The following is a 17,794-nucleotide window of genomic DNA, read 5'->3' as shown; positions in this document are numbered from 1 at the left end:
AGATGATCAATGAGCACACCCCGGTTCTGGCTGGGTATTTCTAACCGCGAATGGCTCATTAACTCAAACACACCTCAAACGTCCATTCGGTGCGGGTGGGCGATCAGGCTGGCGATGAATTGGCGTGGCAGGACGTATGCCCGCTCAGTGTGTCTGACAACAGTTGCCAACCCGCCGTATGGCTTCGATAGTTGATGTTCCTCCAGCCCCGATAGTCGCGTGGTGGGACGCATGCTCTTGTCCCTCGCGCTCCCGGCCCTTCGCCTCATATCGTGCCGTCATGTCGAGCAACGGGCGCATGGCACGACCAGGGCTTTCGATCTCTACTTGGGCGGCTCTTCCATCAATGAATTGTGCTGAGGGCAGTAGGCGGCTATGGCTGTGCCTACGAAGCGCGCCGCATCGAGTGGTGAAATGTCATTGAGTTTGGCCACCCGCCACGACATCTGTTCGAACGTCACGCCGGTATCCAGCACTTGGCAGACGGTATGCGCCTGGTCGATTGGCTGGCGAATGTTGACACCGTTCTTCGCGAGTGTTCGCAAGAACACCCGTTCCCGGTATGCGTCTTCTGCAATGGTGCCCACGTTGGCCGGTACCAGCGGCCTGTACTGCGGGCGGTAGGTGCCTATGATCCCGCCGATATAAGACCCTGCCTCAACTACCGGGAGGCTCGGGTTGGCATCTAACACCGTGTTGAGCGCATCTTTGATGTTGAGCGTGCCATTGGCCTCCACACTGGCGTCAAGTATCTGGCAGACAGTCTGGGCGAGTGGGCCAGAGACGTTGAGGTCGGCGAACCCATCCGCCCGTTGCCGTTGCCGCAAATAGCGCCGCGTCAAGACGATGGCGGTGATGATGAGACCCCAAACCAACAGGGCTTTCCACGCGAAAACCAAAAGAAGGACGCCAATTATCAGGAGCGGCCAGAACAGGAGTCGGGTGAGCATGAATCCGACGCCGAACCCGACACCACTCGACAGTGCGGACTGTGGTCGGCGCGGCGAGCCGATCCGGCGGGTGTTGTAGACGCCGGTGCCGGGGATGCGGACGGTGCGCTGGTAGCTACCGTCGGCGCGGCGGGTCACCCTGTATCCCCCGAAACCGACGCTGCTTGAGACTCCCCGCTTACTGGCGGTGAAGCGGAACGGCCCGACTTTCTTCGACTTGCGGTACTGCCAGGACATCACTACTCCGTTCGCATGCGCCAGACGGACGTAAGTGGCCCTCGGATCGTCTGGTCATGCGTCCATGCTGCCCGACGTGACCGGAGGGCGAAAGCGCCGCACCGCTGACCGGGCCGATGTTCCGCCACCTCGCCCTGCTGGGTCGCAAGCCCTTGCGCGTGTCTAAGCAATCTTGCCGGACCAGACTTCTACGCTGGGTAAGCAACGGCAAGAAGGGGCGCGGCGTGGTAGGACCCACACCTTGAGTAGGCGCGAGAAGATCCGGAAAGAGGTGGACTACCCCTCGGATCCGCACACCCGCGTAAAGCACCAGTTCTATCGGCGATACATCAACTGCTGGATGCCGCGCATATTGCAAGGGCGATGGAGCGGCGATGCCACTGTCGTCGAGGCATTCGCTGGTTCGGGTCGGTACTCCGACGGCCTCGACGGAAGCCCGGTCATGATTGCGAAGGCTTACCGCCAACACCGCTTCCATGACCGCTTTAACAAGCTGGATCTGGTCACCATCGATAAGGATGTTCGGCGCGTCGCTGTCTTGACGCAGCGCATGGCCGGCTTGCCCGAGGACGCGAAAGTTATTCACGCGCCTCAAGAACCGGGGCCATTCGGTGAGCGACTGCCACTTGTGCTGGAACAGCATGCGCCGCAAGGCAAGGCAACTCTGTGGATCATCGACCCGTGGGGGTTGAAGGATATCCCGTGGCCCGATGTCAGCGCCTGCGCGGCCCGCAAAAAGAACGAGGTCATCATCAGTTTGATGCTCGACGAGATTCATCGATACCTGGGAAATCCCGCCATGGTAGATGTCCTAACGCAACTTTTCGGTGGCACATCCTGGCAGACCCTTGACCCGCAAGCGCCGGTTGCTGAAAGCAAGGAAGCGGTAAAGCGACTCTACCGCCAACGGCTTGAGTCTCTTAACTGTTTTACGGGCGCTTTCGACGTGCAAGCCCGTGGTCAAACCGGCCGCTACGCCTTGATTTTCGGAACGCACCACAAGAGCGGCTTAGAGTGCTGGAATGACGCCTGCTGGTCGCTCGATGAAACGGCAGGAAAAGGGTCTAGCGCCCAGATCTCATTCAGCTTTGGGCCGGACATTGATCGGTTGCTCACCTACATTGAAAGCTTGCAAGGCTCGACAGTCACATTCACCGATCTGCATCGGTGGGCCATTGCGCAGGGCTATAAAGAAACTCACCTGCGCAACGCGCTGGGACAGTTGAGCGCCGAAGGCATCGTGATGCGCGTGCAACCCGTCGAAGAAGCTAAGTCCCCGTGGCCCAGCGATTCGGTCGTCCAGGTCTTCTCACCCGGCGATAGCGACTAGCTGACGACCCGCGTGGGCATGTCGTCCCAGCGTCTTCCGTCCAATTCGCGCCCAAGCATTTTCGGCGTTCGACCACCCCACTGTTTGAAGAAGAATGGGACGCCCGACTCATCGCACATGTCGCGAACCCCACGGACCCAATCAATCTCCACTGGGCGGTAATTCGGTCCCGACTCGCCTCCCGCGATGACCCAATGGATGCCATCTAGCACCAGCCCATCTAACGCGCCGAGCAACGGTTCGCACGAGAGGAACCGGACAGCAGCAGGCACCTGGCGCAGATGATCGATACGGTACAGGGCCGATGAATCTTCCACGGACACGCCCATCCAGACGTTTGATGGCCAATCGAGTTTGTCGGCGCAACGCAATAGTCGCAGGCTTCGCTTCGTGAGTATCTGGTAAGTGTGCTGCGGAGTCGCCCGCATCACCTCAAAAATCTCGCGGATGAATGGCAACGTCACTTTTGCGTGGAACAGGTCTGCCATCGAATTTACGAAGACAACGCGAGGATTGCGCCACCGGAACGGCTCATCAAGCGTCTGCGGATGCATAGTGACCGCGAAGCCTGGACCGGAAGTTCTTGGATCGCCGTCATTTTGGTACTTATGCGATCCCATCGCCTTCAGGCGCTTCGACAATGTCATTGCGTAGCAATGATCGCAGCCCGCCGACACCCGGTCACACCCCGTGACGGGGTTCCAAGTAGCCTCCGTCCACTCGATTGCCGACCGGTCCGCCATCCTTATCGAGTCCCTCCGTAATGTCCGCCCTTCCAGTCTGGCAGAATGAAATTCCAATCGTGTAACTCGCCTCCCACATCATGCTAGTTGGCCGCACTGACAGCATGGCCGAAGGACTGTCCGCATGTCGCTGAAATCTGCCTCTAGCAGCCTATTCCAGTCCAACAGCCATCCCGGCCACGACTAATAGACCCCCTGGCGAGGTCATCGCCCAGCCGCTGGCAGTCAATGGTTACTGTCAACCTCATGGCGATACCCGACTTCCAGACGATGATGCGCCCCGTCCTGGTGGCACTTGACGGAGATCAACCGCGCTCGACTGCACAGATTCGAGACGAAATAGCGGCCGCGCTGAATATTTCCGACGAGGATCGGCTGGTGATGTTGCCCAGCGGTAAGCAGAAGCTCTTCACCAACAGGGTCGCGTGGGCGATAACGCATATGGCTCAAGCCGGACTTCTCACACGGCCAGAGCGTGGACGCTACCTGCTGTCCGAACGCGGCAAGAAGGTTCTTCAGGAACATCTCCACCGGGTGGATTTGCATGTCCTACAACAGTTTCCTGAGTACCAAGACTTCCGATCTCGCAAGAGCGAGAAACAGGTAGAGAAGTCGGTGAGCGTCGTCTCTGACGACGTGTCGCCGAGCGAAGCCGTAAATGCGCTCGTGGAGGACTCGTACGACACGCTCGCAGCCGAATTGCTCGACAGAATCTTGGCCCAGCCGCCCGCATTCCTGGAATCACTGTCATTGAAGCTGCTTCAAGCGATGGGGTACGGCGGTCGGGAGTCGCTCGTTCGCCGCGGTGTCGCGGTGGACATCGGCGCCGACGTCGACGACACCCTGGCGCTCATCGCCCGCTACAGCACGCTGGACGTGCTGTGCGTGGAGCCGTCGGACTACTTCCTGGCGTACCTGCGCGACAACGTCGCTCGCCACTTCGCGGATCGGGCCACGGTCGCGGACTGCTACGTCACCGCGCACGAGGACGAACCCGCCCGGGCGTTGTTCCACTGGGGCGGCACGGCCACCCGATCGACGGGCCCTACTCCGAACACGGCAGCGTCGTCCCCATCGGGCGACTGGTCGGCGAGGCCGGGGACGTGGCGCTGGTCAAGATCGACACCGACGGCACCGACCCAGCGCTCGTCGACGGCAGCCTGAACCTGCCGGCACCGACGTTTCCCATCTATTTCGAGCTCGAGATCACCACGCCCGACCGGGTGGAGGCGACGGCGGCGTGCACGCGAGCCCGGCAACTTTTCGCGCGCCTGGTCGAGGCGGGCCTTTGTTTGGGACGACCCGGGACGGTTTTACGGCCGCATCGATCTTTCGGCCGAACCGGCCGTCACCAACCTGCTCAAGTATCTGACCCACGTCGGGCACCGGCCGGTTTGGGGCTTCGACGTCTGCGTGGTCCACGACAGCGACTCGCCGCTGGCGGAAACGTTGTCGAGCGTGATCTCCGAAGACCTGTCGCTCCCGTTGGTCTTAGCCACCGGCAACCCTTGACAAGGGTTGCGCACCTTGACGCCGCGCTTACTCTGTAAGGCGGTTTCAGCCAAAGGAGGCACCGTTGAGCGAGCACGAAGTAAAGATGATCATCTTGTCGACCGACGACCTGGAAGAGTCGATCCGGTTCTACAGCGAGACGCTGGGCATGCCGCTGAAGTTTCGCGACGGAACCCATTTCGCGGCCCTCGACGGCGGGCCGGTGACCCTCGCGCTGGCGACCGCGGTGGACCACCCCATCCCCGGACAGGTCGTCGTGGGCATCAAGACCGCCGATGTCGACGCCGCGGCGAAGGCGGTGGAGGACAGCGGCGGCGGCATCGTGAAAGGCCCTTACGACGACGCACACGAACGCCGTGCCGTGGTCTATGACAACAAGGGCAACGGCCTGGTTTTCTACAAGTCGCTGGCCCGGTGAAAGACGGCGTGCCGCAACGCCTTTCCGCCTAGCGAACAGGCGCAGACGCGGGCTGGTGGTGTCTGTAGCGCGCCGCCGCTACGGCAGCTCCGTGTGCATCAGCATCACGTCGTAGGCCGACCACAGCGACAGGTTGAAGTACAGGTCTTTGCCCGACGACCAGGGGTGGATCATCGGCGCATAGATGCCGCCGGGCATCTGGAACGACGACACGAGCGGCTGCTCGGGGCTCCACGGCCCTTGCGGGGCCGGCGCCGTCCTCGCCACGACGTCGTTGTTGCCGCCGTTGGTGTAGAGCACCAGATACTGCTTGAGGTAGTCGTTGTACTGGGCCGACATCTCCCCCACCGGACCCGGGATGACCGGTGTCGCGGCCCCCGGATTTGCCGGGACCCAGGCGTTGGAGTCGCCGTTCCAGTACTGGTATTTGCTCAGGTCGGGCAGGAAGCCCGGCTGGACCCGGGCCAGATAGGCGTTGCCGCCCCGCCCGGAGGGGGTTCCGAACGAGTACATGTACCCGTCGTTGCCCTTCATGAACGCCCCCATCTGAAAATTCTCGTTCCCCGGGACGAAGTTGGTGCCCGGGATCGCATCCGGTGAGGCGGTGCGGATCGTGCCGGGGTACACCCCCCATGTTTGGCCATTGTCGAGCGATCTCGCGATCGCCGAATAGTTGGTCGACCATTCGCCGTCACGTCCCCACCGCCGGATGGACATGTAGTTCATGAACTGGGTCCGGCCGATGGAAATGGCCGCGGTGGGAATGATCCCCGTCTCGTGCGGGGCCTTGTGGATGCTGTTGACCACCTGTTTGGACAGGCCCGACGCCCACACCGGGGAACCGGAGTACCTGTTGTTGGGCACGCCGTCGGCCACGTGGATTCCCTGGGACAAATCGTGGTCCGAGCTGCGGAAGAGCGTGTTGTAGCGCCATTGCTGGCCGTGCACGCTGCAGTAACCGAACGTGTCACCGAAGGCCATGAGAACCTGATGGTTGACGGGATCCCCGTTGTCCCAGGCGATTCCGAGGTCGGTTCCGGAGATGCCGAACCGTTGGAGGGTATTGTTGGGGCTGTTGGTTCCGGTCACGAATTCGACGAGAGACGTCGGGGCCCCCGCGATCGAGGGAACCTCGGCCTCCGGCGCCGGCGCCGGGGGCTTCGGCGGTGCGGCGTTGGGCGCCAGCTGGTTCGCCTTCGGCGGCTGCGGGGCCGGGGGGTTGGGCGCGGGTGGAGCGACCCCCGCCTGCGGCTGCAACGGCGCGGCGTATCGCGTGTTCGGAACAACGGGCTTGAGCAGCGAGGAGATCAGCGGACCCAGCTTCGGCAACGGTGCGCTGTCGTTGGTGTGCGCGGGCCGGCGGCCCGTCGGTGGTTGCACGACGGGCCCGGGAGCCGGCATGGCCGGCTGCGCGTTGGGCGGCGGAATGTTGGCTTCCGGCGCACTGCAAGGCGTGGCGGACGCCGACGGGGCGGTACCTATCGCGACGGTGAGTCCGATAGCAGCCGCCGACGCCATCGAAAGCGCCATGCTTCGAAGAATCGCCGACATGTAACACCTTTCCGCGGGCAGGACCTCGCATTGACGCCGCAGTGGGCAAATGTGACGATAGTGATCCACGGGGCGGTTGTGACCAGTGATTTGCCGATAGGTATATATCCGTGACCGTGTCGAAACTGAGCGATCCGCGGTCGCCGGCCGCGAGCGCGTCGTCGTCAGCGCGCCGCCGGCGCGACGTTGGCCGTCAAACGCACGGCTTACGGCCGTACCATGGCGCGTGAGCAACGCGACGAGCACTGCGCAAAAGGCCGAATAGGCTGCCGCACAACCGGTTCCAGAGGCCCTGGTGGCACAAGCCAGAACCGGCCCGCACCACCTTGAACTGGGCCAACCACAGCCAGCGCACGCCGAGGGACCGGCGGGGGTCCTCACCGAGGTTGAATTCGGATGTTTGTCGTCCGGCACCGGGCGCAATGGTTCAGAAGAGGTGAGCGCGTCGGCCGGCCTGCGTGCTCGCCCAGGTCCCGTCGGTTCAGCCCGAGAGCCGGCGGGGCCGCCCGTTATCCGGGCAACCTTTATCCGGGCAACCCGGGGGGCTCATTGCGCAGCGTTGCCACGGCCTGAGCCGACCGAAGCCGGGGTGCACACTGGTTGGTGGGTTCGCGCGCGACGACGCGCGGCCGTGCAGCTCGGCAGATCGGAGCACCCATGGACGACCAGAAGCCTCACCGCGCAACGCACTGGCCCCCACGGTTGGCGCCCATCGGTGCGATCCGCTTCGCGCGGCGCTCATCGAACTTCCGCGAAACGGTGCGGTTCTACCGCGATTTGGTGGGCCTGCCGCTCTTCGAGACGTTCGAGGCCAGCTACGGCAGCAACGGTGCGATCTTCGGGCTGCCCAGCTGGAACCTGACGCTCGAAATCGTCGAGGCGGTCGAGCCCGCGGCGGTGGACCACCACGAGCAGCTGTGCCTGTACTTTCCGGACCCGCACGCACTGCAGGCGGCGACCGCACGGCTGCGGGCCGCGGCGGCAGAACCCGTGGCACAGCACCCCTACTGGGAGGCGTACGGGGCGGTCACCTATCGGGACCCCGACGGCCGCGAAGTCGTGTTCGCACCGTTCGTGTACGGCGTCAACGAGCCCGACGGGAGGGCCGACTCGGGCCGGCACGAGTTCCCGTCGCCCTGAAGCTCACCGCGCGGACCCGCCCGACGCCACCGACGCGATCACGGCCACCACCGAGAACGCCGCCGCGCACAGCGCGGCGATCGCGCCGACGTAGAGCCCGTACCCGGCCGACACCGGCGGATTGACGTTGAGCTTGTGGTACCACGCCGTCAGGGCCACGACAAGCAACGAAATGATCAGCGCGGCAACGGAAGCGATTTTCGCCGACAGGCCGCGGCCCACCATCGCCCCGGCGACCAGCAGCGCCGAGGACAGCAATACGATGAGCTGCCCGGCGCTGAACCCGGGCGGGAGCCGCAGGCTGCCGTGCGTACCCCCGATGGCGTTGGCCCAGCCTCCGCCGTTGACCGCCGTCGTCAGCCACGGCATCCAGGCGCTGGCCGAGATGATCAGCGCGCAGAGCGCCACCAGCCAACCAGGGCCCAGCCGCCGCGTCACGAGTTTCTACCTTAGTCCGAACGGCTCGGTAGGGATTTCGGACGGGGGTCCGGCTCGACACGCGGCGCCGGGTGCCGGCCCGTCAGCTGATCACGTGCGGTCAGCGCCGGGAGCGGTCGTCCCGGTTCGGTTTCGGCCGCGAGGAGGGGCCCGTTCCGGTGAAGACCGTGAGGAAGTTCTGCAGCGACTCGTTGATGTCGCGTCGCAACGCCGCGGCGACGATCATGCCGATCGGCCCGAACAGGGCCGGGCCGCCGAGGTGGACGTCGAAGCTGACGACGGAGCCGTCGTCCCTGGGCGCCACCTTGGCCATCAGCTTGACCTTGACACCGCCGACGCCGTCGCCGTCGAGGGTCATGCCCTCCGGCGGCTTGTAGCGCACGACTGTCCATTTGACCCGGTTGTACATTCCCTTGACCTCGACGATCGACTCGATGACGGTGCCCTTGTCGATCTCGTCGGGCAGGGAGCTGCGCCACACCCGGTGGATGGTCAGCCATTCCCGGTACCGGGACAGGTCGGAGGCGTGCTGCCAGGCCGCTTCCGGGGGCAGCGGCACGTCGATGGATCCCGAGAGTTTCGCCATGGGTCAGCCCTACCGGTCGTCCGCGACCGCGGAGCCGGCCGCCTTCTTGGCCTCTTCGGCCACCTTGTGGATGGTGTCGGAGTACTTGCCCTGCGTCTTGTCGTCGACGAACGCGCCGGCCTTGTCGACGACCGTCTCCACTTTTTCGGCGTTCTGCGACAACAGGTCCTTCGCCTTGTCCAGGAATCCCATGCAGCTGTCCTTCCCCCGGGAAACCTCACTCAACCGCTGAGTACCTTAACTTGTCTATTCCCCGGCCCGGCGCCACAGCCGCGGCCGCTCGCCGAGCATCCTGGCCCGGATCCACCACGACGCCTCGATCGCCGCGGCGCCCAGCACGCCGATCCCCAGCGCGACCGCGGTGGCGGTCACATTGGAGGGATCCAGCAGGAACTTCTGCCGGGCCAGCGGGATGCTGAAGATCACCACGTAGGCCAGCCCCGAGCCGACGACGAGCCCCACCCGCCACCACTGGTACGGTCGTGCCACTACGGCCAGCACCCACAGCGCGGTGACCAGCAGCGTGATGAACGCCGCCGTCGACGCCTGATCCTGTTGCCGGAACGTGGCGTGCCGGCCGTGGTAGGCCGCCAGGTAGGAGACGAAGGTCGCGACGCCCACGATCAGCCCCGACGGCAGCGCCGACGTCAGCACCCGTCGCACGAAACGGGGACGGGCGCGCTCGTTGTTGGGTGCCAGCGACAGGATGAACGAGGGAATACCGATCGTGAACCACGCCGCGACGGTGACGTGGATCGGCTGGAACGGATACAGCAGCGGGTCGACGCCGAGCCTCCCGGAAAACAGGCATTCGGTGCCGACCAGCAACGCCAGCAACACCGCATACACCGTCTTGGTCAAGAACAGGTTGGCGACCCGCTCGATGTTCCCGATCACCCGCCTGCCCTCGCCGACGACATAAGGAAGCGTGGCGAACTTGTTGTCCAGCAACACGATCTGCGCAACGGCCCGCGATGCGGGGCTGCCCGCGCCCATCGCGACACCGATGTCCGCGTCCTTGAGGGCCAGCACGTCGTTGACGCCGTCACCGGTCATCGCCACACTGTGGCCGCGCGCTTGCAGCGCATGCACGATGGCGCGCTTCTGGTCGGGGCGCACCCTGCCGAAGGTGGTGTGGGACTCCAGGGCGTCGGCCAGGGCCCTGTCGTCGGCCGGCAACCGGCGCGCGTCCATCGTCTCCCCACGCAGCCCGAGTTCGCCGGCGACGGCTCCCACCGACACCGCGTTGTCACCGGACAGCACCTTGACGGAAACACCTTGGGCGGCAAAGTACTCCAGTGTCGCGCGGGCGTCAGGGCGCACCTTCTGCTCGAGCACCACCAGGGCGACCGCGCGGACGCGCCCCGGAGCGCCCGGATGGTCCACGGCATCCTCGGCGGCACCCAGCAGCAGCACCCGCAGCCCCTGCGACCCGATCCGCTCGGCCCGCTGCGCGGCCGCCGAGGCGGGGTCGAGCAGCACGTCGGGCGCCCCGATCACCCAGTTGCCGTGGCCGCGGTAGGACACGCCGCTCCACTTGGTCGACGACGTGAACGGCGCACTCGCCGTGGCGATCCAGTCCGGTGGGCGGTCATAGGTTTCGGCGATCGCCTGCATGCTGGCGTTCGGTCGCGCGTCGGCGGCGGCCAGCGCGGCCAGAATCTCGGCGACCGTTTCGGAGGGCGCGGCCAGTTCCTCGACGTCGCGAACCCGCATCCCGCTCTCGGTCAGCGTGCCCGTCTTGTCGGTGCAGACCACGTCGACGCGGGCCAGGCCCTCGATCGCCGGCAATTCCTTTACCAGGCAACGGCGTTGGCCGAGCCTGACGACGCCGACGGCGAACGCGATCGACGTCATCAGCACCAGCCCTTCGGGCACCATCGGCACCAGCGCACCGACCGTGCGCAGCACCGACCGCCGCCACCCGGCGTGGGTGGTGAACAACTGCGTGTAGATGGTCAGCAGGCCGGCCGGTACCAGCAGGTAGGTGACGAACTGCAGGATCCGGTTGATGCCGTTGCGGAGCTCGGAATTCACCAGAGTGAACTTGCTGGCCTCCTCGGCGAGCCTGGCGGCACAGGATTCCGATCCGACGTTCGTCGCCCGGTAGGCCCCGGCGCCGGCGACGACGAAGCTGCCCGACATCACCGCGTCGCCGGTGTCCTTGGCGATCGGGTCCGCCTCGCCGGTGAGCAGGGATTCGTCGATCTCCAGGTTGTGCTCCTCGACGATCACGCCGTCGACGACGACCTGGTCCCCGGGGCCCAGCTCGATGACGTCGTCCCGCACCACCTCCTCGGGTGGCAGGGAGCGCGCGCCGGAGGCCCTGCGCACCAACGGTTTCGCCTGCCCGAGGATCGCCAGCCTGTCCAGCGTCTGCTTGGCGCGTATTTCCTGGACCATGCCGATGACGCTGTTGGCGACGATCAGCAGGCCGAAAAGCCCGTTGATCGCCGATCCGGTCGCCAGCACGATCAGCAGCAGCACCCCCAGGATCGCGTTGATCCGGGTGAAGACGTTGGCGCGGACGATGTCGGCGACGCTGCGGGTGGCGCGTTTCGGGGCGGCGTTGCCCTGGCCGTCGGCGACCCGCTGAGCCACCTCGGCGTCGGTCAGGCCGACGGCGCCGGACGGCGTCATCGGGTGAAGGTCCCCAGCTTGTCGGAGTCGAAGTACTCCAAGTTCAGTGTGGCGGAGGGGGATCCGGCGAACACCGCCTTGGAAATCGTTCCGGGCGGCGCGTTTTCGTCGGTCACCGGAAAGGTGAAAGTGTCGCCGTCCCAGTGCGTCAGGGGAAATGTCCGGTTCTTGGGTCCCATCTCCAGCTGCAGCGCACCGTCGCGTTCGGTCACGGTCGCCGGACCCCAGTAGTCGCTGGTGTACACGCCGAGATACTCGCCGAGCGGCCGGGACGGCGCGGGATCGGCGGGGGGCCGCTTGCCGACCAGCGCGCCCTCGGGATTGTTCATCCAGCCCGTCGCCTTCCGGTACAGGCCGGCCCAGTCCTCGCGGATCCGGCCGTACTGCACCAGATCCAGGAATTCTGCGGTCAGGGTCTCCGGCACGCCGACGGGCGCGGCGTTCGTCAGCGCGACGATGGCGAGGTCCTCGGACGGCAACACCACGAAGTTGGTGGCGGCGCCCAGGGTGAAGGCACCGGAATGGCTCAGCTCCGTGCGCCCCGACGAGCTCACCGTGACGTTGAACCCGTGACCGTAGAAACCCGCGCGCGCCTTGGGGTTTGCGGCCGGGACCGAGACGACCTGCGGGGTGATGGCGGGCAGCAGGGCTTCGGGCGAGGTGATGCGCCCGCCGTCGTAGGCGCCGTTGGCCAACAGCATCGTCAGCCAGCGCGCCATGTCGTTGACCGAGGAGCTCACGCCGCCGGCGGCCGATTGGGGATCGGCATCCCGCTGGAAGCGCGGCTCCCACTTGTCCCCGACCTTGACGTGCCCGACCGCGTGGTCGGGCCGGGCCAGGAAGTCGGCGTGGCGCGAACTCGTCGACGCCATGCCCAGCGGCCGGTAGAGCACCTCGCCGGAGAGCTCCTCCCACGGTGTGCCCGCCGCCGCGGCCACCGTCTCGGCCGCAGCGGTCACCCCGAAGTTGGTGTAGCCGTAGCTGTTTCGAAATGGCGCCAGCGGCAGGTACTTCAGCCGCTCCAGCGCCTGCCGGCGGTCATAGCCCAGGTCCTCGAGTTTGTCGCCGGCGTGGTCGGGCAGCCCGGAGCGGTGCGAGTAGAAGTCGGCGACGGTCACGTGGCTGGTGACGTAGGGGTCGGACAGCGAGAACCACGGCAGCACGGACACCACGGGCGTGTCCCAGGTGATCACCTTGTCAGTCACCTCGTGCGCCACCACCGTGGCACCCACCGACTTGGACAGCGATGCCAGCTGGAAGACGGTGTCCGCGTCGACCTTGTTGTCCTGGCGGTCGCCCCTGCTTGCGTCCCTGACGCCGAACCCTTTGGCGTACAGCGTTTTCCCGCCATGGACGATGGCGACGGCCAGGCCCGGGATGCCGCTGGTCTTCATCAGGTCGGCGACCAGGCCGTCGACCTTGGCTACGGCGTCGCCGATGCGGCCGGGCGGGATGTCAACTCCCGACACCTCGTTGGGCGGGGCCTCCGACACCGCCGACGGCGGGCCCGACAGGTGTTGCGCGGTGCCGCATCCGGTGAACGCGAGCGACACCATCACGACGGCGGCCGTTGCCGTGCGTTTCGTCATGGCGGAACCTTAGCGCGCTGTGGGGCGGCTCCGCCGTCGTCGCGCGCCCCGGCCGGCGGGTACGGCAGTTGGCGACCCGGCCGCGCAACCCCCTAAAGTGCGGGCGCATGGACATCGTGTTCGTCGACGCCGCCGCCTCGGCCTACGATCCGGACACGCCGTTGCAGCGACCGCTGGGCGGGTCGCAGTCAGCGGCCTGCTACCTGACGCCCGAACTGGTGAAGCGGGGTCACCGAGTCACGCTGGTCAGCCGCGACGCCGAGGTCAAAGTGGTGCGCGGAGTCCGCTGCCAACCGATCCCGGGCACGCAGGACGACGCGCTCCGCAACGCCGACTGCGTCGTGCACCTGGGCGGCGTGCATGCCAGGCTCGCGGAATTCACGGCGCTGTGCCGGCCCGGAGCCCGCCACATCCTGTGGACCGGGCTGGCCCATGACCAGCCCTTCGTCGCGCCCCTGGCCCAGCCCGGGGTCCGGGCGCTGTTCCACGGTTTCGCGATGGTCAGCGAGTGGCAGGCCGACTGTTTCCACCAGGCGTTCGGGCTCGACCCCGCCCGCATCGGCATCCTGCGCAACGCCGTCGGCCCGCCCTTCGCCGACCTGTTCGGCGACGGTCCGATCCTGCCGGCCAAATCGGGCCCGCCGACCCTGTGCTACACCAGCACGCCCTACCGGGGGCTGGACCGGCTGCTGGCCGCGTTCACCCTCATCCGGGCCGCGGTGCCGGACGCCCGCCTCGCGGTCTACAGCAGCATGGCCGTCTACAACGCCCTGCTGGACCCGTTCCGGCCGCTCTACGACGCCGCACGCACCGCGCCCGGCGTCGCCTATCACGGTTCGGTCGCCCAGCCTGCGCTGGCCCAGGCGCTGCGCGGGGCCACCATGCTGGCCTACCCCAACACCTTCGCCGAGACGTCCTGCATCGCCGTGATGGAGGCGATGGCGGCGGGCTGCACCGTCGTCACCAGCGATCTTGGCGCGCTGCCCGAGACGGGCGCCGGTTTCGTCGAGCTGATGCCGCCGCCGGCCGATCCCCACGCGCATGCCGCGGCGTTCGCCGACCGCGTCATCCGGTCACTGGCCGCGCGCGAGGCCGATCCTGCCGGCACCGAGGCGCGCCTGCGGGCGCAGGTCGACTACGCCGTCGCCGAGAACAACTGGACGCGGCGGGCCGAGCAGTGGGACACCTGGCTCACCATGCCGGTCTGAAATCCGCGCTCAAAGCCGCCACCAGGGGTCGGTGCTCGTCCACCCGGACGGGTCGATGCGTTGCCCGGGCACCGGGACCGCCACCTCGACGCCCGCGGCTTCCGCGGCCTCGAGCAGGCGCTCGACCGGCTCCGCCCAGGGATGCGGCGCGAGGCGGAACGTGCCCCAGTGGACGGGCACCAGCAGGCCCGACCCGGCGGTCGTCAGGTCGAGGTGGGCGCGCACCGCCTCCTCGGGGTTCATGTGGACGTCCGGCCAGGCCGGGTTGTAGGCGCCGATGGGCAGCAGGGTCAGGTCGAAGGGCCCGTGATCGGCGCCGATGCGGGCGAAGCTCTCCGTGTAGCCGGTGTCGCCGCCGAAATAGGCGCGATGACGCGGTCCGACCATCGCCCACGACGCCCACAGTGTGGTGTTGCGGTCCAGGAAACGTCCCGAGAAGTGCCGCGCCGGAGCGCAGGTCAAGGTGAGTTCGTCGACCCGGGCGCTCTGGTTCCAGTCGAGCTCGACGACGCGGTGTTCGGGTATGCCCCACGCGCGCAGGTGTGCGCCCACCCCAAGCGGCACGAAGAACGGGGCCCGCTGCGTCCGCGCGAGCTTGGTGACGGTGTCGATGTCGAGGTGGTCGTAGTGGTCGTGGCTGATGACCACCGCGTCGAGGGCGGGCAGCGCCTCCAGCTGCACCGGTGGCGGATGCAGCCGCTCCGGGCCGACCACGTCCGACGGCGAGCACCGTCGGCTCCACACCGGATCGGTCAGCACCCGGTAGCCGTCGATCTCCAGCAGCGCCGTGGAATGACCGAACCAGCTCACGGCCAGCCGGCCGGAGTCGTTGTCGAAGATTCCGGGCGCACCCAACGGGATCGCGGCCTGGGGACGGCTTTTGGCGCGTCCGGCCACCAGTTCCCACGCGACCAGCCTCAGCTGCTCGCGGTCCATGGTGAACATCGAGACCGGGTCGAGGTTGACGAAGACCCCGTCGCGGTAGTGCGGCGAGCGCTCCGCCACCGCCCGGATCGCGGCGGGGTCGGCACCCAGCGCGATCGGTGCGCCGTGCAGCGCGCGCACGACCCAGCCGCCGGCGGCCAGCGAGGCCGTGCCCGCGGCCAGCCGCAGCGCCCCCCGCACCATGACCGTCAGGCTCCCGTGAAGTTGGGTGGCCGCTTCTCGACACGGGCGACCTGGGCCTCGATGACGTCCTGGCTCGCCCACGCCTTGTCGAAGAGCTCCTTGTGCACCGGCAGCTGGTCATCCATGGCACCGTCGTCGTTGAGCACCCGCTTGGCGTGCTGGATGGCCAGCGGGGCCAGGCCGGCGATCTCGGCGGCCCACGCCTGGGCGTCGGCGAGCGTCCCGATGCGGTTGGCCATCCCGGTCTGCATCGCCGTCTCGGCGGTCAGCTTCTCCGCGGTCAGCAGCATCGCGCTGGCCCGCCCGTGACCGACCAGCGAGGCCAGTCGGCGGATGCTCCAATTATCCAGGGCCAGACCGTACTTCGAAGTCGGGAACTGGAAGAACGCTTCGGGTGCGACGACCCGCAGGTCGCAGCGCATGGCCAGCTGCAGGCCCGCGCCGACGGCGGGGCCGTTGACGGCGCCGATCACCGGGATCAGGGTGGCGTCCATCAACCTGTGCAGTTCGATGAGCCTGTCGGGGTAGTCGGCCGCGAACGCGTCACCGCTCAGGTCGGCGCCGGCGCAGAACGCGGTGCCCTGCCCGGTGAGCACGATCGCCCGGACCGTCCCGTCGCCCGCCTTCTGGAAGACCTCCCGCAGGTCCTCGACGAGCTGGGAGTTCAGGGCGTTGCGGCGCTCGGGTCGTTGCAGCTCAATGGTCAAAACGGCTTCGACCTGGGTGACACCGATCATGGTGGCCACCCTATATACCCTCGTGTCGTGAGTCGTATCACGGCCGGTCAACTCCGGGACGCGGTGCTCGACGAGGGGTCCTTTCTCAGCTGGGACAGCGCGCCGCCGCCGCTGCCGTTCGGCGAGTCCTATGCGCGGGAACTGGCCGACGCCCGGGCCGCCACCGGGCTGGACGAATCGGTGCTCACCGGCGAGGGCCGCATCCTCGGGCGCCGGGTGGCGGTGGTGGTCTGCGAGTTCGGCTTCCTGGGCGGCTCGATCGGGGTGGCCGCGGCCGAACGCATCACCGCCGCGGTCGAGCGGGCCACCGCCGAGCGACTGCCGCTGCTGGCCTCGCCGAGTTCCGGCGGCACCCGCATGCAGGAGGGCACGGTCGCGTTCCTGCAGATGGTCAAGATCGCGGCCGCGGTCCGGCTGCACAAACAGGCGCACCTGCCCTACCTGGTGTACCTGCGCCACCCGACGACCGGCGGGGTGTTCGCGTCGTGGGGGTCGCTGGGTCATGTCACCGTCGCCGAGCCGGGAGCCCTGATCGGTTTCCTGGGCCCGCGCGTGTACGAGCTGCTTTACGGCGAACCCTTCCCGGAAGGTGTGCAGACCGCGGAAAACCTGCAACGGCACGGAGTGCTCGACGGGGTCGTCGCCCTCGACGAGCTGCGGCAGATGCTGGGTCGTGCGCTGCGGGTCATCGCCGACCCCGCGGACCCGCTGCCGGACCCGGCGCCGGCCGAACCGATGGCCGATGTGCCGGCGTGGGATTCGGTGGTGGCGTCCCGGCGGCCGGACCGGCCGGGTGTGCGGTACCTGTTGCAGCACGGCGCGAGCGACCTCGTGCTGTTGTCCGGCACCGAGGGCGTGGGGGCACCTCCCGCTCGCGGGGGCGTGGCGACCACCCTGCTGGCGCTGGCGCGATTCGCCGGGCAGCCCGCGGTGGTCCTCGGCCAGCAGCGAGGTGCCGGCGGGTTGGAGAAGGGCGGGATCGGGCCGGCCGCGCTGCGGGAGGCCCGGCGCGGCATGGCGCTGGCCGCCGAGCTGCGCCTGCCCCTGGTGCTGGTGATCGACACGGCCGGGCCCGCGCTGTCGGCCGAGGCCGAGCAGGGCGGGCTGGCCACCCAGATCGCCCAGTGCCTCGCCGAGCTCGTGACGCTGGACACCCCGACCGTGTCGGTGCTGCTGGGACAGGGCAGCGGCGGGCCGGCGCTGGCGATGGTGCCCGCCGACCGGGTGCTGGCCGCCCTGCACGGCTGGCTGGCGCCGCTACCACCGGAGGGTGCCAGCGCGATCGTCTTCCGGGACACCGAGCACGCCGCCGAGCTCGCCGCGACGCAGGGGATCCGCTCGGTCGAGTTGCTGGCCGCCGGGATCGTCGACGTCGTGGTGCCGGAGGAGCCCGACGCCGCCGACGAGCCGGCCGCGTTCAGCGAGCGAATGTCGCGCGCCATCGCCGCCGAGCTGCACGCGTTGCGGCGCGTGCCGGACGGCCAGCGGCTGGCCACGCGGCTGCGACGCTATCGGCGCGTCGGCTTGCAGGGCATCGGCTTGCAGGGTAACGGCTCGCGGGCAGAGGCCTGATCGGACCTGCCAGCG

At 67.4% G+C, this 17,794-nt stretch carries 16 protein-coding genes; 6 read left to right on the top strand and 10 right to left on the bottom strand.

What is annotated here, in order from left to right:
• Nucleotides 1-323: 323 nt before the first annotated feature.
• On the bottom strand, nucleotides 324-1,187 hold the full coding sequence (locus FPZ47_RS11255; protein WP_144948296.1) for a DUF4236 domain-containing protein: 864 nt from the start codon (nucleotides 1,185-1,187) through the stop codon (nucleotides 324-326).
• A gap of 241 nt (nucleotides 1,188-1,428) precedes the next feature.
• Between FPZ47_RS11255 and tcmP the strand changes: the two genes are divergently transcribed.
• Entirely contained in the window at nucleotides 1,429-2,517 is a 1,089-nt protein-coding gene (gene tcmP / locus FPZ47_RS11250; protein WP_168209422.1) for a three-Cys-motif partner protein TcmP, read from the top strand.
• Here tcmP and FPZ47_RS11245 read toward each other — a convergent pair.
• Complete coding sequence (locus FPZ47_RS11245) at nucleotides 2,514-3,260, bottom strand: DUF5131 family protein (RefSeq protein WP_144948290.1); 747 nt, start codon at nucleotides 3,258-3,260, stop codon at nucleotides 2,514-2,516. The two genes, tcmP and FPZ47_RS11245, sit on opposite strands and share 4 nt — an antisense overlap.
• A 246-nt stretch (nucleotides 3,261-3,506) precedes the next feature.
• Here FPZ47_RS11245 and FPZ47_RS11240 point away from each other — a divergent pair, with 246 nt between their 5' ends.
• Nucleotides 3,507-4,424, top strand: a complete 918-nt coding sequence (locus FPZ47_RS11240) for a winged helix-turn-helix domain-containing protein (RefSeq protein WP_168209421.1) — start codon at nucleotides 3,507-3,509, stop codon at nucleotides 4,422-4,424.
• A gap of 412 nt (nucleotides 4,425-4,836) precedes the next feature.
• Nucleotides 4,837-5,190 carry a VOC family protein gene (locus FPZ47_RS11235; RefSeq protein WP_144948284.1) on the top strand — a complete coding sequence of 118 codons (354 nt, stop codon included), beginning with the start codon at nucleotides 4,837-4,839 and terminating at the stop codon, nucleotides 5,188-5,190.
• 78 nt (nucleotides 5,191-5,268) lie between these two features.
• Here FPZ47_RS11235 and FPZ47_RS11230 read toward each other — a convergent pair whose 3' ends face one another.
• The gene (locus FPZ47_RS11230; protein WP_144948282.1) at nucleotides 5,269-6,741 is read right to left on the bottom strand and encodes a DUF4185 domain-containing protein; all 1,473 of its coding nucleotides are present in this window, start codon (nucleotides 6,739-6,741) and stop codon (nucleotides 5,269-5,271) included.
• A 657-nt stretch (nucleotides 6,742-7,398) separates the two neighbouring features.
• Here FPZ47_RS11230 and FPZ47_RS11225 point away from each other — a divergent pair.
• Nucleotides 7,399-7,881 carry a VOC family protein gene (locus FPZ47_RS11225; protein ID WP_144948279.1) on the top strand — a complete coding sequence of 161 codons (483 nt, stop codon included), beginning with the start codon at nucleotides 7,399-7,401 and terminating at the stop codon, nucleotides 7,879-7,881.
• 3 nt (nucleotides 7,882-7,884) lie between these two features.
• On the opposite strand, the gene FPZ47_RS11220 is transcribed toward FPZ47_RS11225, so the two are convergent.
• The 5 genes from FPZ47_RS11220 to FPZ47_RS11200 all read right to left on the bottom strand — a co-directional run bounded on the left by FPZ47_RS11220 (nucleotide 7,885) and on the right by FPZ47_RS11200 (nucleotide 13,134).
• On the bottom strand, nucleotides 7,885-8,319 hold the full coding sequence (locus FPZ47_RS11220; RefSeq protein ID WP_210419881.1) for a hypothetical protein: 435 nt from the start codon (nucleotides 8,317-8,319) through the stop codon (nucleotides 7,885-7,887).
• 100 nt (nucleotides 8,320-8,419) lie between these two features.
• Nucleotides 8,420-8,905: a type II toxin-antitoxin system Rv0910 family toxin gene (locus tag FPZ47_RS11215; RefSeq protein WP_144948276.1), complete on the bottom strand. Its 486-nt coding sequence runs from the start codon at nucleotides 8,903-8,905 to the stop codon at nucleotides 8,420-8,422.
• Nucleotides 8,906-8,914: 9 nt separating this feature from the next.
• On the bottom strand, nucleotides 8,915-9,097 hold the full coding sequence (locus tag FPZ47_RS11210) for an antitoxin (RefSeq protein WP_144948315.1): 183 nt from the start codon (nucleotides 9,095-9,097) through the stop codon (nucleotides 8,915-8,917).
• Between the two features lie 54 nt (nucleotides 9,098-9,151).
• Nucleotides 9,152-11,545 (bottom strand): cation-translocating P-type ATPase, encoded by a 2,394-nt coding sequence (locus FPZ47_RS11205; protein WP_144948274.1) that lies wholly within the window; start codon nucleotides 11,543-11,545, stop codon nucleotides 9,152-9,154.
• Nucleotides 11,542-13,134, bottom strand: coding sequence for a serine hydrolase (locus FPZ47_RS11200; RefSeq protein WP_144948271.1), 1,593 nt, complete (start codon nucleotides 13,132-13,134; stop codon nucleotides 11,542-11,544). Before FPZ47_RS11200 ends, FPZ47_RS11205 begins: the two co-directional genes overlap by 4 nt.
• 107 nt (nucleotides 13,135-13,241) lie before the next feature.
• Here FPZ47_RS11200 and FPZ47_RS11195 point away from each other — a divergent pair, with 107 nt between their 5' ends.
• Complete coding sequence (locus tag FPZ47_RS11195) at nucleotides 13,242-14,342, top strand: glycosyltransferase family 4 protein (RefSeq protein WP_144948268.1); 1,101 nt, start codon at nucleotides 13,242-13,244, stop codon at nucleotides 14,340-14,342.
• Nucleotides 14,343-14,351: 9 nt separating this feature from the next.
• Here FPZ47_RS11195 and FPZ47_RS11190 read toward each other — a convergent pair whose 3' ends face one another.
• Both FPZ47_RS11190 and FPZ47_RS11185 read right to left on the bottom strand, forming a co-directional pair.
• Nucleotides 14,352-15,470: an MBL fold metallo-hydrolase gene (locus FPZ47_RS11190; protein WP_144948266.1), complete on the bottom strand. Its 1,119-nt coding sequence runs from the start codon at nucleotides 15,468-15,470 to the stop codon at nucleotides 14,352-14,354.
• Nucleotides 15,471-15,475: 5 nt separating this feature from the next.
• Entirely contained in the window at nucleotides 15,476-16,207 is a 732-nt protein-coding gene (locus FPZ47_RS11185; RefSeq protein WP_144948264.1) for an enoyl-CoA hydratase, read from the bottom strand.
• 27 nt (nucleotides 16,208-16,234) lie between these two features.
• Here FPZ47_RS11185 and FPZ47_RS11180 point away from each other — a divergent pair, with 27 nt between their 5' ends.
• Nucleotides 16,235-17,779 (top strand): acetyl-coenzyme A carboxylase carboxyl transferase subunits beta/alpha, encoded by a 1,545-nt coding sequence (locus FPZ47_RS11180; RefSeq protein WP_144948261.1) that lies wholly within the window; start codon nucleotides 16,235-16,237, stop codon nucleotides 17,777-17,779.
• Nucleotides 17,780-17,794: the final 15 nt, after the last annotated feature.

It is taken from the genome of Mycobacterium helveticum, assembly GCF_007714205.1.
GTDB lineage: Bacteria > Actinomycetota > Actinomycetes > Mycobacteriales > Mycobacteriaceae > Mycobacterium > Mycobacterium helveticum.
Note: the sequence above shows the minus strand (reverse complement) of the source record. Positions and strands in the feature narration are given on the sequence as shown.

What these genes read in the sequence shown, in the direction of transcription:
- FPZ47_RS11225 (WP_144948279.1), top strand. Translation starts at nt 7,399, where the DNA reads ATGGACGACCAGAAGCCTCACCGCGCAACGCACTGGCCCCCACGGTTG.
- FPZ47_RS11245 (WP_144948290.1), bottom strand. Translation starts at nt 3,260, where the DNA reads ATGGCGGACCGGTCGGCAATCGAGTGGACGGAGGCTACTTGGAACCCC.
- FPZ47_RS11255 (WP_144948296.1), bottom strand. Translation starts at nt 1,187, where the DNA reads ATGTCCTGGCAGTACCGCAAGTCGAAGAAAGTCGGGCCGTTCCGCTTC.
- FPZ47_RS11205 (WP_144948274.1), bottom strand. Translation starts at nt 11,545, where the DNA reads ATGACGCCGTCCGGCGCCGTCGGCCTGACCGACGCCGAGGTGGCTCAG.
- FPZ47_RS11200 (WP_144948271.1), bottom strand. Translation starts at nt 13,134, where the DNA reads ATGACGAAACGCACGGCAACGGCCGCCGTCGTGATGGTGTCGCTCGCG.
- FPZ47_RS11230 (WP_144948282.1), bottom strand. Translation starts at nt 6,741, where the DNA reads ATGTCGGCGATTCTTCGAAGCATGGCGCTTTCGATGGCGTCGGCGGCT.
- FPZ47_RS11195 (WP_144948268.1), top strand. Translation starts at nt 13,242, where the DNA reads ATGGACATCGTGTTCGTCGACGCCGCCGCCTCGGCCTACGATCCGGAC.
- FPZ47_RS11190 (WP_144948266.1), bottom strand. Translation starts at nt 15,470, where the DNA reads ATGGTGCGGGGGGCGCTGCGGCTGGCCGCGGGCACGGCCTCGCTGGCC.
- FPZ47_RS11185 (WP_144948264.1), bottom strand. Translation starts at nt 16,207, where the DNA reads ATGATCGGTGTCACCCAGGTCGAAGCCGTTTTGACCATTGAGCTGCAA.
- FPZ47_RS11240 (WP_168209421.1), top strand. Translation starts at nt 3,507, where the DNA reads ATGGCGATACCCGACTTCCAGACGATGATGCGCCCCGTCCTGGTGGCA.
- FPZ47_RS11210 (WP_144948315.1), bottom strand. Translation starts at nt 9,097, where the DNA reads ATGGGATTCCTGGACAAGGCGAAGGACCTGTTGTCGCAGAACGCCGAA.
- FPZ47_RS11215 (WP_144948276.1), bottom strand. Translation starts at nt 8,905, where the DNA reads ATGGCGAAACTCTCGGGATCCATCGACGTGCCGCTGCCCCCGGAAGCG.